The organism is uncultured Methylovirgula sp. (assembly GCF_947646745.1).
GTDB lineage: Bacteria > Pseudomonadota > Alphaproteobacteria > Rhizobiales > Beijerinckiaceae > Methylovirgula.
Window position 1 is genome coordinate 1 of record NZ_CANSHK010000031.1, and the last position, 14,663, is coordinate 14,663.

Sequence of the window (14,663 nt, forward strand, 5' to 3'; positions counted from 1 at the left end):
CCGCGCCAAGACGGCGATCAATGAACTTTTGAGAGATTGATGCCGCAGCCAAAGCATCGGACCGAAAAGTGCGAAGCGGTTTTCGGAATAAATCCGCTGTGATTTAAGAAAGTAAAGGTGTTGAGCAATTGATATGAGCATCCACCGCTCCGACCTCTCCTTTCTCTATCGCTCGGACGAAGGCGAGATCGGTGTCGCGACCTGGTGGCGCGGCGCATTGATCCTCGCGACTATTTTCGCAGTGCTGACGCTCGGCTGGGTCGCGATCGAGCCCTATGCCGACAAGAGTCTCGCCACAACGGTCGTGAGCACGATCGTCGTGCTGACCGCCAATCTCTATCGCCTGGCGTATGGCTTCATTTGCCTGATGCTGCTGATCAGCCTTTATAATCTCAGCGCCAAACGGTGGCGCAATCTCGGCCGGCCGTCGAGCTTCGCCGGGATTCTGCCGGTAGCCCTCGCGATCGCCGGCGCATTGAATTGGCTCGAGCCGCGCGTTGGCGGGGCACTGCCGCACGCGCTCATCATCGTGGCCGACGTCCTTCTGGTCGTCATCTTTCTTTGGACGCTGGGAGAGCTCGGCGGTTTGCGCGCCTACTTCGGTCCGCTGCGGCGTTGAGCGACCGTCCCAATCGCTAAGATCCGGTTTGAGGCTGACCCCAGGTGACGCGGCGACGCGAAAGATCCGGCGCGGGGATTTCTCAAAGTCGCACCGGCACCGAAGCCGCCGGCCAATGCGGTCGCGGCTCTCCGTGCGCCCTATTTTCCAGCGGCGATCCGCATCGTCCGCGCCGCATGGCGCGCAAACCGATTGGCGAAGCTGAGATCCTGACCTGAGCCGGATTTCCAAGGGCGGACGGTTTCCTGTAGAATGAGCGGTCCGCCATTCATCGTCTCGCAATGTCCAGTTCCAGCAAAGCCGTCGATCTCTGCCGCGCGCTCATCCGCTGCCCGTCGGTTACGCCCGAGGACGGCGGCGCGCTCGGCATCCTCGAAGACCGTCTGAAGGCCGCCGGCTTTAGCACGCACCGGCTGCGCTTCTCTGAGCCGGGCACGCCCGATATCGACAATCTTTACGCGCGAATCGGCAGCGGCGCGCCTTGCCTCGTCTTCGCCGGCCACACCGATGTCGTGCCGCCGGGCGACACGGCTGCCTGGCGTTTCGATCCGTTTTCAGGAGAGATCGCCGATGGCGCGCTCTGGGGCCGTGGCGCCAGCGACATGAAAGGCGGCATCGCCGCCTTCGCTGCCGCGGCGCTCGATTATGTCGCTGCCAATCCGGGCTTCAAAGGCTCGATCGGGCTGCTTATCACGGGCGACGAGGAAGGCCCCGCCGTCAACGGCACGGTGAAGCTCCTCGAATGGGCGGCCGCGCAGGGCGAGCATTTCGATCATTGCCTCGTGGGCGAGCCGACCAATGTCGAAGCGCTCGGCGATACGATCAAGATCGGCCGGCGTGGCTCGCTCACCGGGACGCTGCAAGTCCACGGCACGCAAGGCCACGTCGCCTATCCGCAGCGTGCCGACAATCCCATCCCGCACCTGCTGCGCCTGCTGACCGCGCTGATCGAGACGCCGCTCGACGCGGGCTCGGCGCGCTTCGACCCGAGCCATCTTGAAATCCTGAGCGTCGATGTCGGCAATCCGGCGACTAATATCATTCCGGCCTCGGCGCGGGCGCGCTTCAACATCCGCTTCAATGATCGTTGGACGCCGCAGACGCTGCAGGACGAAATCAAGCGGCGCTGCGCCGGCGCGGATAGCGGCCGCACCGATCTGAGCTTCGATCCCTGCAATGCCTTGGCCTTCGTGACCGAGGCCGACCATTTCACCGATCTCGTCGTCGAGGCGATCGCCGCGCACACCGGCCGGATCGCGCATTTTTCGACCTCCGGCGGCACCTCCGACGCGCGCTTCATCCGCGCCTATTGCCCGGTCATCGAATTCGGCCTCGTCGGCGCGACGATGCATAAGGTCGACGAGTGCGTGCCGCTCGCCGATATCGATCGGCTCACGACGATCTATCGGGAGATTTTGACGCGTTATTTCGCTTAGAGCGGGATGCGAAAAAGTGTCAGCCGTTTTCCGCAAAAAATCCCGCTCTAAACTATGAGAATCGATCACGTTTATGATTTCGGGTCGATCCGATCCGAAATCATCGTGATCTAAAGCCTAAAGCTTTCGCCGAGATAGAAGCGGCGCACGTCGGCATTGGCGACGATCTCTTCGGGCCGGCCTTCGGTCAAGATACCGCCGCTGTGGACGATATAGGCGCGGTCGATCAGATCGAGCGTCTCGCGCACATTATGGTCGGTGATCAGCACGCCGATGCCGCGCCGCTTCAGATGCTGAACGAGCTGGCGGATGTCGCCGATGGCAATCGGATCGATGCCGGCGAAAGGCTCGTCGAGCAGCATGAAGGATGGATGGCCGGCGAGCGAGCGGGCGATTTCGCAGCGCCGGCGCTCGCCACCGGAGAGGGCGATCGCCGGCAATTTGCGCAGCCGCGCGATGTCGAATTCCTCAAGCAGGGCTTCCAGTTCGTCGGCGCGCTTGGCCTTATCCGGTTGAGTGATTTCGAGAACCGCGCGGATGTTCTCTTCGACGGAGAGGCCGCGGAAGATCGACGGCTCTTGCGGCAAATAGCCGATGCCGAGGCGGGCGCGGCGGTACATCGGCAGCGATGTCACGTCGTAGTCATCGAGCATGATCATGCCGGAATCGGGCCGGATGAGACCGGTGACCATGTAAAACAGCGTCGTCTTGCCGGCGCCGTTTGGCCCGAGCAGGCCGACGGCCTCGCCGCGATGGACGCGCAAGCTCACGTCTTTGATGATCTGGCGTTTGCGATAGGACTTGCTGAGCGATTGGACGATCAGCGATCCACCCGGCTGGCCCGCCTCGTCCACGGCGCCATCGCCGGGCGCCGGTCGTGCCTCGACGGGCTGGCCGGGCGCGGCGGCCGCTTTGGGCCGTGCTGTGGGACGCGGTGATGCCTTGCCTGGTAAAGCCGGGCGGCCATCGTGCAGCACCGGCGCAGGCGGCTCGGACAGTTTCGTCCCCCAGTCTTCGAGATCCTGCGGCAGCCATTCGGGCCCCAGCGCCTCTTGCGCCTCGGCGCCTTCGGCACTCTCGAAAAGCCAAGCCTCGGCGCTTTGCGGGCGCTCGCCGGCGCCGCTCTGCCGACGGCCGAAAAGACCGCGCAGCCATGTCATGACGCCCGCCCCTTGTTGCAATTGGCTGGACGGCGTTGCCGTGGCCATATCGGAAGCATTGGCGCGAAAGTCGCCCTCCGAACCTCTTGTCATCGCGCCGCAGACTCCGACCGGCGCGCGCTCGACCGATGCGTTTTTTTCGGCTTTGGCTCCTCGCCCGTCGTGTTGCCGCCGCTGCTGTTGCTGTTGTCGTTGTCCGGAATGAACAGGCTGCGTACGTGCCCGGTGACGACCGCCTGCGTCGTCTTCAGATCATAGACGATATGGTCGCCGAGGGTAACGTTCGGCCCCTGGGTCAGGCTCACATTGCCGTCAAGATAAACCTTGTCGAGGGATTTTTCATAGATGCCGGAATCGCCCGTCGCGACCTGATCCTTGGAGATCAATGTCACCGGTCCCACCGCTTCCATGCGCCGCACGCGGTCCGACGAGGACGCCTTGGGGGCGTTCGGCGCGTTTTTCTGCTTCGGGGTCAGAAAGACCGTGAGCTTCGGTGTTTTGAGGACGGTGTCGCCGCGCGTCGCCACCACATGGCCGGTGTAAACGAGCTTCTGCTCCTTGTCGTAATAATCAAGCTGACCCGCGACGATGTTGATCGGCGTCTGATCGCTGCTGGCGCCGGCCGCGGAGACACCGTTTGGCGCAACAGCGCAGAACCACAAAAGACCGAGGGGCGCGGCGAGCCAGACTTGGCTGCGGCGCGAATGTGACGGCTTCGTCATGGCTGCGCCTCCGCAGGAGGCGTCGCACCGGTATTGGCGTCGCTCGGGTCGATAAGCGAATGCACATGGCCGAGGAAGGAGATTTTATGACCATTGTCCGAAATCGTCATGTGGTCGGCATTGACCACGCTGCCGCCGGACAGGAGAAGTTTCACCGGCGTATCGGTAATCATCTTGCCCGACGCGAAGTCCATCTCGGCCTTTTGGGTAAACATGTCATAGCCGGCATCGTCATTCTTGATTCGCACATTGTGGTTCAGCCAGACATAATTGCGGGTGCTATCATAGATGCCGGACAGCGAGGTAATGCGCGCCGTCGTGCGATCGTCGAGCCCGACTTTGGCATCGACACCGGCAAGATTGACGATCGACGGATTCAAGATGTCCTGCGTGCCCGATGCGCCGGTGAGTTCGAAAGGGGCACCGTTCTGGCGGATGCCCCGCATTTTCGGCGTTGAAAGCGTGACCACGGTGCCTTTCAGGCCGACGGCCGTGCTTGAAAGATTTTTTTGGAGCTGGCGGAACGGATTGAAGAAAATCAGGAAGCCGACGGCGAGAACGACGAGCGTGCATCCGGCGATGATGAAATGGCGCAGGTAGCGCACAAAGACGGAATGCCAGCGCGCGTGACGCACCGCATGGCGCGCCGTTCCGGCCTTCAGGTCGAGCCGGCTCGCCCCAGGCGCGCGCGTGAGATCCGTCATCCGCAAATCCATAACCAGAGGGTAAGCGGCAATTTTGCCGAATTCGCGACCCCTCCCAGGCGCGGCGGCGCGGCGGGAGAACTCATCACAAATCTTATCCTATTCTATCCTATGGCATGGCTATGGCGCCACGCCCTTTCACGTCCTGTGAGGGCTTTGATCAGCCTTTTGAGGGCGCTATCCGAACCCAGGGCTTGCACCGGTAAGGCGCTATTCGTGCGAAAAAATATCCGAATCGGGCCAGCCGGCGAGATCGAGCCTGGCACGCGTCGGCAAAAACTCGAAACAGGCCGAAGCCAGCCCGGTACGGTTCTCCCGCGCCAGCATGGCGTCGAGTTTGCCGCGCAGGGCGTGGAGATGCAGCACATCGGACGCGGCGTAGGCGAGCTGAGCCTCGCTCAAGCTCTCCGCCGCCCAATCCGAGGATTGCTGCTGCTTCGACAATTCGACGCCCAAAAGCTCGCGCACGAGGTCCTTGAGGCCGTGCCGGTCCGTATAGGTACGGGCCAGTTTCGAGGCGATCTTGGTGCAATAAAGCGGCGCTGCCATCACGCCGAAGGCGCGATAGAGCACGGCGATGTCGAACCGGGCATAATGGAAAATCTTGGTGACGTTGGGATCAGCCAGCAGGCGCACGAGATTCGGCGCCGCAGTCTGCCCGGCGGCGATCTGGACAACCTCCGCGGAGCCATTGCCGCGCGAAAGCTGCACCACGCAGAGCCGGTCGCGATAAGGCACGAGACCGAGCGTCTCGGTATCGATCGCAACGCTGTCGCCGAAGGAGAGGCCGTCGGGCAGATCGCCCTTGTGGAAGTTGATCGTCATCAGGCCGGGCAAATCAAAAGGGTCTGCGCCGGGTAGCATCCGGCGGCGCGCTTAGCAAGCGCGGCGGCTCATCCCGTCTCGGCCGCGCTTTCGTGCCAGCGCCGCAATGCCCAACGCGACAAAGCCGCGAGCGCGACATAAATCGCGATGCCGGTCAATGCGACGAGGGCAAGAGCCGCGAACATGCGCGGGATGTTCAGTCGATAGCCGGCCTCGACGATGCGGAAGGCCAGGCCGGTTCGACCGCCCTGCGTCCCGGCGGTCAATTCGGCGGCGATGGCGCCGATCAACGCCAAGCCACCGCCGATCCGCAGCCCGGCAAGAAAGAGCGGCAGCGCGGCAGGCATTTTCAGCAGCCACAGGGTTTGCCCGGGTGTCGCGCCGTAGAGCGCGAAGAGATCACTCAGATTGCGCCCCGCCGAAGCGAGGCCTAGGGCGGTATTGGCGAGAATCGGAAAGAAGGCGACCAGAAAGGCGCAGAGCAGCACCGCCACCGGCGGCGTGCAATAGATCAGCAGCAGCGGCGCAATGGCGATGATCGGCGTCACCTGCAGGATCACCGCGAAGGGCAGAAAGGCACGCTCCAGCCAGCGCCATTGCGTAAACAGGATAGCGATAACCACCCCGCCGAAGGTCGCGGCGAGCAGGCCTTCAAGCGTGATCGACAAAGTCACCCATAGCGCCGGCAGCAGTGTCGCCCGATCGGCGATGAGCGTCGCGCCGATGCAGCTCGGCGCCGGCAGGATATAAGGCGGAATATGCCCATGACGGACAATCGCTTCCCAGACGAGCAAAAAGCCGAGGAAGGCGAGCACGGGCGGCACGGCGCGCCGCAAAGCCTTCATGGTTGGGCCTCCGTCACCTGCGCCAACGCCTTCGCAACGCGGCTGCAATGTTCGAGATAAGCGGCGCTTGCGCGCGGCTCCGGAGCCTGGCGAAAGCCCGGATCGATGGCGATCGCGCCGGCGATGCGCCCCGGCTGCGCCGCCATCACCACAATGCGGCTGGCAAGATAGACGGCCTCATAGATCGAATGAGTCACGAAAACGACCGTCGTGCCGAGCTCTTTCTTCAAGCGCAGTAAATCGTCGTTCAAGCGGAAGCGGCCGATCTCATCGATCGCGGCGAACGGCTCGTCCATCAAGAGAAGCTTCGGCCGCGAGACCAGCGCCCGCGCGATCGAAACGCGCATCTGCATGCCGCCCGACAATTCGCGCGGATAGGCCTTGGCAAAGGGCGCGAGGCCGACGAGCGCCAGCGCCGCCTCGCTACGCTTGGCGATCTCCGCCCGAGGAAGCTTCTGCAGGCGCAGCGGCAAGCGCACGTTGGCGCCGACATCGGCCCAGGGCATCAGCGTCGCCGCCTGGAACACGAAACCGATCTCGCCCGGGCGCCAGACCGCGCCTTCGATCGCGCCCGACGAAGGCCGCTCGAGCCCGGCGATCAACCGCAGCAGCGTCGATTTCCCGCAGCCCGAGGGGCCGAGCAGCGTCAGCAATTCGCCGTCGCGGACGACGAGGTCGATGCCTTCGAGCGCGCGGGTACCGCTCGGATAGATCTTCGTGAGGCTCTTGAGCGCGACGAGCGTTTCGCTCATGGCTTCGGGCGCAGGCTAAGCCCGACGCCATGATCGACGAAGGTGAGCGTATAGGCGCGCTTGTAATCGAGGTCCGGCTTGAACAATTTCGCCGCCGCCATCTGTTTGAAGAAGGCCGCCATCCGCGCGTCGGTCATCGCGCCGATGCCGCGTTTCAGCGCGTCGCCGGAATCGACGATGCCATATTTGCGCATCGCGGCGATCGAATAGGCGATCTGGCCATCGGTGATATCGGGATTGTCCTCCCGGATCAGCGCATTGGCCTTGGCATTGTCGCCATAGAGGTAATGATACCAGCCGATGATCGAGGCCTCGACGAAGCGGCGGACGAGATCGGGATTTTTTTCGATCATAGCGCGGCGCGTCTCGATCGTCGTCGAATAGGATTGATAGCCGTAGTCGGCAGCGAGGAAGACATTTGGCGTGAAGCCGCCCTGCTGCGCAATCGCATAAGGCTCGGAAGTCACATAGCCCTGCTCGATCGAGTTCTTGTCGGCGAGGAAGGGCGCCGAATTGAACGTGTAGATCTTCACTTTGTCTTCACTGAAGCCATAGCTCAGCTTCAGCCATTGATAAACGGTCACGAGGCCGTCATTGCCGATGAAAGCCGTCGCCTTAGGCAGATCCCTGAAATGATCGTAGCCGGCGTGCGGGTGCGACATCAGGATGAAGGGATCCTTCTGGAACATCGCCGCGACGGCGACGATCGGCACGTTTTCGGCGACCGAGTCGAAAGCCTGGATCATGTTCGCGCCCATGTCGAAATCGATCCGTCCGGCGGCGAGCAGCAAGCGGTTGTTGCTTTGCGGGCCACCTTGCAAGATCGTCACGTCGAGGCCGTATTTGCGATAGGTGCCGTCGGCGAGGGCCTGGTAGAAACCGCCGTGCTCGGCCTCGGCACGCCAATTGGTGCCGAAGGTGACTTTATCGAGCGCCAGCGCGGGCGCGGCGAAGCCCAGAAGCGCGCCGAGCGCCGCAAAAAATCGCATCATGTCTAAACTGCCGCGGCCGCCCCTCTGCCCGATGCCTATTTCACCCGTGGGGCGCCGCGACGCAAGGGCTTGCCCCGCGCCCGGCCTTCGGGCCTATTACGGCAAACGCAGCTCAAGGCGGGCCGAGGAAAAAATGCTGCCAACGCGATTTTGGGCGGAAATGACCTGGCGCGATTTCCAATCGCCGGGGATCGAGGAGGCCATCGCCGTGCTGCCCGTCGCCGCCGTCGAGCAGCACGGACCGCACCTGCCGCTCGGCGTCGATCTTCTCCTGATGCAGGGCTATATCGAACGCGTCGTCGCCCGGCTGCCGGACGAATTGCCGGTTTTGTTCCTGCCGATCCAGGCCATCGGCACCTCGACCGAACATGAGGATTTTCCCGGCACATTGAGCCTTTCGGCAGCGAGCCTCATCGCCGTGCTCGGCGAGATCGGCACGAGCGTCGCTCGCGCCGGGCTCGGCAAGCTGGTGCTGCTCAATTCGCATGGCGGCAACGTGCCTCTGCTCGACCTCGTCGCGCAGGATCTGCGGGCCCAGCACGGGCTTCTGGTGGCGAAGGCGACTTGGCATCGTTTCGGCTATCCGGACGGTCTCTTTTCCGAAGACGAGCTCAAACACGGCATCCACGCCGGCGATGTCGAGACCTCGCTGATGCTGAGCTTCCGGCCCGAGCTCGTCCGCGACGCCGAGCGCGAGAATTTCACCTCGGCGGCAGCAGCGATCGAGAGCGATTTCACCTGGCTGCGCACCGGCCGCCCGACCGGCTTCGGCTGGATGGCGCAGGATCTTTCCGCCTCCGGCGCGATGGGCAATGCCACCGCCGCCACGGCGGAAAAGGGCGAAGCCTCGGCCGATTACGGCGTCACCGCCTTCATCGAGCTGCTGCAGGACGTCGAGGCCTTCGACCTCGACCGGCTGCGCGATGGGCCGGAGTCCGACTGAGCCTCAAAGCTTGCCGTAGACGACGCGGGTGCCGCAGATGATGTCGTGCAGGCCGGTCTTCTCGCGCGTCCAGCCGATCATCAGAAATCCGATGTAGAGCGTCAAGCCGTCGAGGATGTAGCCGGCCCAGCGGGCAAACGCGAGCCAAGGACCGACGGGCTCGCCGGTCAGGGTGATGAGGTGGAGCCCGAGCAGGCGCTTGCCCGGCGTCGCCTGCCAAGCGCCGCTGTTGAAAGAGACGTTGTAACCGATCGTCACGGCGAGACCGACCAGGCCGGCGATCCAGAACAGCACGATATAGCCCGGCGGAAGCGGCTCGCCGGTCGCGAGCGGCTGAAGCTTTCCCACGACGCCGCTGACAACCACGACCACGCCCACGATACCCCCAGCGATGGCGGCAAAAAACTCGAGGACGATGACGTCGATGATATAGGCCAAGAGCCGGATCCAGAAACCGGCATATTGGACGCTTGCAAGCGCGGCCGCGCCTTGCTGCGGCGGCGGGGCCGGCAGCAAGGGCGCGAAGGCCGCAACATCGGCGAGCCGCGTCCACACCGTCGCGCCGACTTCGGCGACATTGGTATCGCCGCCGATCTGGCGCTTGGCGATCATATCCTTGAGCGTATAGCCGGTGAACGGTCCTTCGGCCTGCACCGGGCCCTGCACATACCAGTTCGATTCGAACGGGTGCTTCGGCGGTTGCGGCGGCAGCATGTCGGACGCCATGAACGTCTCCTCGAGGCTTGGCCGCCTGATTAGCCGGCGACGGCGGCGCGAAGTCAACGCCCGGCAGGGTTGCCATGATACATTGCACTAATGCGACACGGCCCGACGGGATGGCACACTCTGCCCACTTGGCGGGGTGCGCCGCCAAGCTGAGCGAGGCGCCTGGCGCAATCGCGATGCACGCTCCGGCATGCTTAAGAGAACGTGAACGATGCGGTGCGCAAGCGCGACTTGTTCATGGCAAGTGTCCTTGGCGAGCGCTCTTGGCAAGCGCTCTTGGCAAGCGCGAGCAGCGCACGCAGCGCGGCGCGCCGCATCGGACGTGTGCATGAGCACGCGCCGGCATTTCTTGGCGCTGCGGGTGAAAAAGTTCTTGTAAAGCGCGCGAATCCTCTTATTTGTCTCCTTGCCCAAATCGCACGTGCCTGTGGTCGTGTGTCGATCGGCGGGGATCCGGACAAGAGGCCGGTTAACCGCCGCTAAAAATCGGCAGCCGGAGGCGAACCGGCGAACCCCGCCAAACGGGGGACGCGACTTAAAGCAACGACGGACCGGGCTTTTTCGTCTCTGCCAGCTTCCAAACCTGGCTTACCGAAGAGGCTTGTCTTTCTTGCCGGGCGTGCGGAGGGGAGTCCATCCCATCTCCAAGCGAAGGCCATGAAGGTTTCAAACGGCAGTTTTGCCGTGCGAGCCGGCATAGCCGACGGCGCAGCATCTGGCTTTCCGCAGCACGCGTATCCGCGCGTCTCGGCGGCCAGCGATGACGGGAGCGGTGAACGGCGGCGTCTCCACAATGCGCCGGAATCCACCTTCGTCATCATCCCAAGCTTGTTTCGCTTCTGCGCGGGCAACCGCGCTTCGAGGGGATGCCGCGATGACCGATCGTATCCTTGAATTCCTGCGTAACCGACGTGAAGACGGGCCGTGCCTCGTGCTCGATCTCGACGTGGTGCGCGACAATTACACCGCCTTCAGCAAGGCCCTGCCCGACACGCGCATCTTCTATGCCGTGAAGGCGAACCCCGACGCGCAGGTGCTCTCGCTCCTGGCGAGCCTCGGCTCGTGCTTCGACACGGCCTCCGTGGTCGAGATCGAGCAAGTGCTCGCGGCCGGCGCGACGCCCGACCGGATCAGCTTCGGCAACACGATCAAGAAGGAGCGTGACATCGCCCGCGCCTATGCGCTGGGCGTGCGCCTCTTCGCGGTCGATTCAGAAGCCGAGGTCGAGAAGATCGCCCGTGCCGCCCCCGGCGCCAAGGTCTTCTGCCGCATTCTCTGCGACGGCAACGGCGCCGAATGGCCGCTGTCGCGCAAGTTCGGCTGCGTGCCGGAGATGGCGGCGCGGGTGCTCGAGCACGCGCATCGGCTGGGCCTCAACGCCTACGGCCTGTCGTTCCATGTCGGCTCGCAGCAGCGCAACCCGAAGAGCTGGGACGCGGCGCTGAAGGCCTCGGCGACGATCTTCCGCGATCTGGCGGAGCGCGGCATCGCGTTGCAGATGGTCAACCTCGGCGGCGGCTTCCCGACGAAATATCTGAAGGACGTGCCGGCGGTGAAGGCCTATGGCCAAGCGATCTTCCGGGCTTTGCGCAAGCACTTCGGCAACCGCATTCCCGAGACGATCATCGAGCCGGGCCGCGGCATGGTCGGCAATGCCGGCATGATCGAGGCCGAGGTCGTGCTGATCTCGAAGAAAGCGGACGACGACAAGACGCGCTGGGTCTATCTCGACATCGGCAAGTTCAACGGGCTGGCCGAAACCATGGATGAGATGATCCGCTATCCGATCCGCACCGCCTTCGACGACGATGCGATGGAGCCGTGCGTCATCGCGGGACCCTCCTGCGATTCCGTCGATGTGCTCTACGAAAAGGAGCCTTACCCGCTCCCGCTTAGCCTGGAGATCGGCGCCAAAGTGCTGATCGAAGGAACAGGCGCTTATACGACGACTTATTCGTCGGTCGGCTTCAATGGTTTCCCGCCTTTGAAGTCCTACGTCATCTGAGACGTTACCTGGGCGGAGAGCGATCTCCGCCCTTTTTGCTGGCATCGCGCCCGATGCGATCCGGGCCTAGGCCTCAGGTGCGGCAAGCAGAGCCGCCCGCGGCCGGGCGCCGCGTTCCGGCGCGCCGTCGGCAAGATGGAAGAACCGCGGCCGCACAAACAGGAATTTGAGGCGCGTGTTGCGCAGCAGCGCATGCAGCAGCAAGGGCCCGGTGACGCCCGCGAAGGTGACGAGCGTCGCGGCAAGGCCGATGTCCTTGATGACCCCCGTATGGACGATGGCCGTGCGCGTTGCCGCCATCGGCAGGAAGAACGCCAGATAGATGACGATCGAATTGCGGCCGCAATAGCGCAACCATTGCGTGCCGGCGCGTCCCGAGAGCAAGACCGCGCCGACCACGACCGCACTTGCGCCGGCAAAGCCCGCGATGAGACTCACGAGCGGCATGGCGGCGACGTTCGGATAGGCGGGAAAGGGTGCCGGCACGAAGGTGGCGAGCGCCTCCACCACCGCCCAGAGGGCGAGTCCGAGCGTTGCCGGCTTTTGATGGGCGCCCACCCAGGCGGCGAGCGCGAACACACGATCTGAGAACATGTAGCCCGCATAGAAATAGACGTAGCGCGAGCAGAATTCGTCGACGACGGTCGAGCCGGTGTTGACGCGCGCCGTCTCGAGCAGACAGGCGGCGACGAAGACGAGCGGCCAGGGCACCTTCCGCAATATTTTCGTCGTCAGGAAGAAGATCGGCAGCAGATAGATGAACCAGAGCGTCCCGAGCGGCTCGACAAGGCCAAAAGCGAATTCGCGCGCCACCGCCGCGGGCCCGGACGGACCGTCCTTGAGCGCGACCTGGATCGCCAGCCACAAGACGAAAAAATAAGCGAAATGGATGACCTTGCGGTCGATGAAGGTGAGCCAATCGCGGCCGATCGTGCGCGGCAGGAAAAGCCCGGCGATCAGGAAGAAATCCGGCATGCGGAACGGTTTGGCGAAGGTGACGAGCGTATGCAGAAAGCCGGTGCCGCCCATCGCATTGCCGGTGCCGATGGTCGAATGCATCATCACCACCATGATGATGCAGAAGCCTTTGGCGTAATCGACCCAAGCGACGCGTTCCTTGACGCGTTCCTTGACGGCGCCTGTCTGCAGCTCCTGTCCCATTCTCGCCCACAGCCCTCGCGCGTATTAAGCGAGCTGTTCCAAATCGATATAAAATGATCGATTGAACGCTCCCACTTACCCGAACGGGCAACATCCATACCGCGCGGGGATCGCGAGCGCCGCAAAAGGGCGCAAGGCCTTCAGAGGTGTTCGGTCTCGCTCAGCGTCATCCGCAATTCGAAGCTCTTGAATTGCGAAAAGATGCGCCAGATCCAGTCGCGCAGGGCGGCGCGCAGCACGATCGACATATCGGGCGGCGGCGCCAGCATGAAGCGCGAGAGCGAAAAGCCGGGCAGCTCGATCGTCGCGCACAGCACCGGGTCGAGCTTGCCGATGCGAAAGCTGCGCAAAGTCTGCGGCGCGCCCGGCTCGGCGGCAGGCTCCTGGCTCGTCGCTTCGTTTTTCACCACGATCACCTGAAGGTCGGGATAGCGCGCCTCGATCCGCGCGACGACCTCGGCGGCGCGGGGCGGCCCGTCATCGACATAGAGAAGGATCGGCTCGACGCCGCGCGCCCGCGCCTCGGCAATGAAGCCCGTGTTATCGACGAGCGTGAAGAAACCTTCGAGCGCGCGGTGCCAAAGATCGATGATCTTCGGCACGCCGTCGTCGGCGAGGAGCGGATCGATCAACGCCATCTGGCCCTGGATCGTATTGAGATCGGCGATGACGACCTCTTCGGGAAACCGGGTGGCGAAATCCGGCTCGTGCGCGTCCGTGTCGAAGCCGCGGAAGGCGCGTCGGCTGGCGAGGAAATAATCGCCGAGAAGGCGCGCCACCGTCGTCTTGCCGACACGCCCGGAAAGCGAACAGACGATATAGACAAAAGTCCTGGCGGTCATTGCAAGGAGACCGCCGGATCGGGCCGCAGCGCCGCAGCGGCGAAGGTCAGGCCCGACCGTTCACGAGATCGAGCAGGCGGATGCGGTTGAACTCGTCCGCGTTCTTGTTTTGCCATGTACGCACGTAGCCACGCAGAGTAAAGGAATGGTTCGCCGGATCCCCCGATGCGGTCTTGTCGGCGACGAAGGTCGACAGAGGCGTGCCCGCGAGCTCAACCTGCTCATAGGCCATGGCGTTGAGCTTGGGAATGGTCACCTCGCTCGCGTTCTTCACCTTGCCGAAATAGGTCTGCAGCGTCGCCGGGTCCCAATCGAAGAAAGTCGAATCGTTGACGTAGTTCTTGACAAGGAAATAATGCGCATCGGTGACAAAGGGCGCCGTCTCGTTGATCTCCGACAGCGAAGCAATCGACGGCCCCAGGATGTGAAAGAGGACGAAATTGAAGTCGCCGGCTTTCGCCGCTTCGAGAAAGCCGACGTCGCGCAGCGCCGCAAGGCTCGAAGCCAAGGCCCCGGCGCGGGTGTCGATCAGCGTCACCTTCACTTGTGATGTGTTGAGCGTATCGAGAATGCGCATCTGGTCGGGCGTCTGGTTGATGTCGACGACCTCGGTGATCCCCGGATGGAAACGCTGCAGCGTGCCGCGCGGCGTCTCGGTATCGAAGGCACGCACGATGACATTATGGCTCGCGAGGTAATCGAGAAGCGCGCGCGCGACCGTCGTCTTGCCGACGCCGCCCTTGTCCGCTCCGACCATGATCAGCGTTGGCTTCATCTGATTGTGCCCCATCCCCGTTGTCCGCGCAGAGGTCTGCGCCTGCGATGCGGATTTCGGCGGCGCGGATTGCTCTGTCCGGGCCGCCGCTTTCACATGTTTGATGTCGCGAGCCATGCGTCCGATATAGCGCACTTTCGCGGGGGCGCAAAACAG

The 14,663-nt window shown here is 63.4% G+C and carries 16 protein-coding genes; 5 read left to right on the top strand and 11 right to left on the bottom strand.

Annotated features, from left to right (window positions below; genetic code table 11):
• Positions 1-133: 133 nt before the first annotated feature.
• Positions 134-619, top strand: a complete 486-nt coding sequence (locus Q0025_RS10255) for a hypothetical protein (protein WP_297298657.1) — start codon at positions 134-136, stop codon at positions 617-619.
• Between the two features lie 281 nt (positions 620-900).
• Positions 901-2,055: a succinyl-diaminopimelate desuccinylase gene (gene dapE, locus Q0025_RS10260; RefSeq protein WP_297298659.1), complete on the top strand. Its 1,155-nt coding sequence runs from the start codon at positions 901-903 to the stop codon at positions 2,053-2,055.
• A gap of 110 nt (positions 2,056-2,165) precedes the next feature.
• On the opposite strand, the gene lptB is transcribed toward dapE, so the two are convergent.
• The 7 genes from lptB to Q0025_RS10295 form a co-directional block, all read right to left on the bottom strand.
• Positions 2,166-3,029, bottom strand: a complete 864-nt coding sequence (gene lptB / locus Q0025_RS10265; protein ID WP_366939448.1) for an LPS export ABC transporter ATP-binding protein — start codon at positions 3,027-3,029, stop codon at positions 2,166-2,168.
• 275 nt (positions 3,030-3,304) lie between these two features.
• On the bottom strand, positions 3,305-3,937 hold the full coding sequence (locus tag Q0025_RS10270; RefSeq protein WP_297298663.1) for an LptA/OstA family protein: 633 nt from the start codon (positions 3,935-3,937) through the stop codon (positions 3,305-3,307).
• Positions 3,934-4,641 (bottom strand): LPS export ABC transporter periplasmic protein LptC, encoded by a 708-nt coding sequence (gene lptC / locus Q0025_RS10275; protein WP_297298665.1) that lies wholly within the window; start codon positions 4,639-4,641, stop codon positions 3,934-3,936. Before lptC ends, Q0025_RS10270 begins: the two co-directional genes overlap by 4 nt.
• 210 nt (positions 4,642-4,851) lie before the next feature.
• Positions 4,852-5,466, bottom strand: a complete 615-nt coding sequence (locus Q0025_RS10280; RefSeq protein ID WP_297298667.1) for a ribonuclease D — start codon at positions 5,464-5,466, stop codon at positions 4,852-4,854.
• A gap of 68 nt (positions 5,467-5,534) precedes the next feature.
• The gene (locus Q0025_RS10285) at positions 5,535-6,311 is read right to left on the bottom strand and encodes an ABC transporter permease (protein WP_297298669.1); all 777 of its coding nucleotides are present in this window, start codon (positions 6,309-6,311) and stop codon (positions 5,535-5,537) included.
• Positions 6,308-7,063, bottom strand: coding sequence for an ABC transporter ATP-binding protein (locus Q0025_RS10290; RefSeq protein ID WP_297298671.1), 756 nt, complete (start codon positions 7,061-7,063; stop codon positions 6,308-6,310). The genes Q0025_RS10285 and Q0025_RS10290 overlap by 4 nt, the downstream gene beginning before the upstream one ends.
• Positions 7,060-8,055 (bottom strand): ABC transporter substrate-binding protein, encoded by a 996-nt coding sequence (locus Q0025_RS10295; RefSeq protein WP_297298673.1) that lies wholly within the window; start codon positions 8,053-8,055, stop codon positions 7,060-7,062. Before Q0025_RS10295 ends, Q0025_RS10290 begins: the two co-directional genes overlap by 4 nt.
• A gap of 133 nt (positions 8,056-8,188) precedes the next feature.
• Between Q0025_RS10295 and Q0025_RS10300 the strand changes: the two genes are divergently transcribed.
• The gene (locus Q0025_RS10300) at positions 8,189-8,998 is read left to right on the top strand and encodes a creatininase family protein (RefSeq protein WP_297298674.1); all 810 of its coding nucleotides are present in this window, start codon (positions 8,189-8,191) and stop codon (positions 8,996-8,998) included.
• A gap of 3 nt (positions 8,999-9,001) precedes the next feature.
• On the opposite strand, the gene Q0025_RS10305 is transcribed toward Q0025_RS10300, so the two are convergent.
• Positions 9,002-9,724, bottom strand: a complete 723-nt coding sequence (locus Q0025_RS10305) for an RDD family protein (protein WP_297298676.1) — start codon at positions 9,722-9,724, stop codon at positions 9,002-9,004.
• Positions 9,725-9,928: 204 nt separating this feature from the next.
• Here Q0025_RS10305 and Q0025_RS10310 point away from each other — a divergent pair, with 204 nt between their 5' ends.
• Positions 9,929-10,207 (top strand): hypothetical protein, encoded by a 279-nt coding sequence (locus Q0025_RS10310; RefSeq protein ID WP_297298678.1) that lies wholly within the window; start codon positions 9,929-9,931, stop codon positions 10,205-10,207.
• Positions 10,208-10,598: 391 nt separating this feature from the next.
• The gene (locus Q0025_RS10315) at positions 10,599-11,729 is read left to right on the top strand and encodes a type III PLP-dependent enzyme (protein ID WP_297298680.1); all 1,131 of its coding nucleotides are present in this window, start codon (positions 10,599-10,601) and stop codon (positions 11,727-11,729) included.
• Between the two features lie 66 nt (positions 11,730-11,795).
• Here Q0025_RS10315 and Q0025_RS10320 read toward each other — a convergent pair whose 3' ends face one another.
• The 3 genes from Q0025_RS10320 to Q0025_RS10330 all read right to left on the bottom strand — a co-directional run bounded on the left by Q0025_RS10320 (position 11,796) and on the right by Q0025_RS10330 (position 14,507).
• Positions 11,796-12,890, bottom strand: coding sequence for an acyltransferase family protein (locus Q0025_RS10320; protein WP_297298681.1), 1,095 nt, complete (start codon positions 12,888-12,890; stop codon positions 11,796-11,798).
• A 140-nt stretch (positions 12,891-13,030) separates the two neighbouring features.
• Entirely contained in the window at positions 13,031-13,732 is a 702-nt protein-coding gene (locus Q0025_RS10325) for a hypothetical protein (protein ID WP_297298684.1), read from the bottom strand.
• A gap of 46 nt (positions 13,733-13,778) precedes the next feature.
• Positions 13,779-14,507: a hypothetical protein gene (locus Q0025_RS10330; protein ID WP_297298686.1), complete on the bottom strand. Its 729-nt coding sequence runs from the start codon at positions 14,505-14,507 to the stop codon at positions 13,779-13,781.
• Between the last annotated feature and the right edge of the window lie 156 nt (positions 14,508-14,663).

Bases quoted from the DNA above. Each gene is read 5' to 3' on its own strand.
- Q0025_RS10305 (WP_297298676.1), bottom strand. From the start codon at position 9,724: ATGGCGTCCGACATGCTGCCGCCGCAACCGCCGAAGCACCCGTTCGAA.
- Q0025_RS10255 (WP_297298657.1), top strand. From the start codon at position 134: ATGAGCATCCACCGCTCCGACCTCTCCTTTCTCTATCGCTCGGACGAA.
- lptC (WP_297298665.1), bottom strand. From the start codon at position 4,641: ATGACGGATCTCACGCGCGCGCCTGGGGCGAGCCGGCTCGACCTGAAG.
- Q0025_RS10290 (WP_297298671.1), bottom strand. From the start codon at position 7,063: ATGAGCGAAACGCTCGTCGCGCTCAAGAGCCTCACGAAGATCTATCCG.
- Q0025_RS10285 (WP_297298669.1), bottom strand. From the start codon at position 6,311: ATGAAGGCTTTGCGGCGCGCCGTGCCGCCCGTGCTCGCCTTCCTCGGC.
- dapE (WP_297298659.1), top strand. From the start codon at position 901: ATGTCCAGTTCCAGCAAAGCCGTCGATCTCTGCCGCGCGCTCATCCGC.
- Q0025_RS10325 (WP_297298684.1), bottom strand. From the start codon at position 13,732: ATGACCGCCAGGACTTTTGTCTATATCGTCTGTTCGCTTTCCGGGCGT.
- Q0025_RS10315 (WP_297298680.1), top strand. From the start codon at position 10,599: ATGACCGATCGTATCCTTGAATTCCTGCGTAACCGACGTGAAGACGGG.
- Q0025_RS10295 (WP_297298673.1), bottom strand. From the start codon at position 8,055: ATGATGCGATTTTTTGCGGCGCTCGGCGCGCTTCTGGGCTTCGCCGCG.
- Q0025_RS10320 (WP_297298681.1), bottom strand. From the start codon at position 12,890: ATGGGACAGGAGCTGCAGACAGGCGCCGTCAAGGAACGCGTCAAGGAA.
- Q0025_RS10280 (WP_297298667.1), bottom strand. From the start codon at position 5,466: ATGACGATCAACTTCCACAAGGGCGATCTGCCCGACGGCCTCTCCTTC.
- Q0025_RS10300 (WP_297298674.1), top strand. From the start codon at position 8,189: ATGCTGCCAACGCGATTTTGGGCGGAAATGACCTGGCGCGATTTCCAA.
- Q0025_RS10330 (WP_297298686.1), bottom strand. From the start codon at position 14,507: ATGAAGCCAACGCTGATCATGGTCGGAGCGGACAAGGGCGGCGTCGGC.
- Q0025_RS10270 (WP_297298663.1), bottom strand. From the start codon at position 3,937: ATGACGAAGCCGTCACATTCGCGCCGCAGCCAAGTCTGGCTCGCCGCG.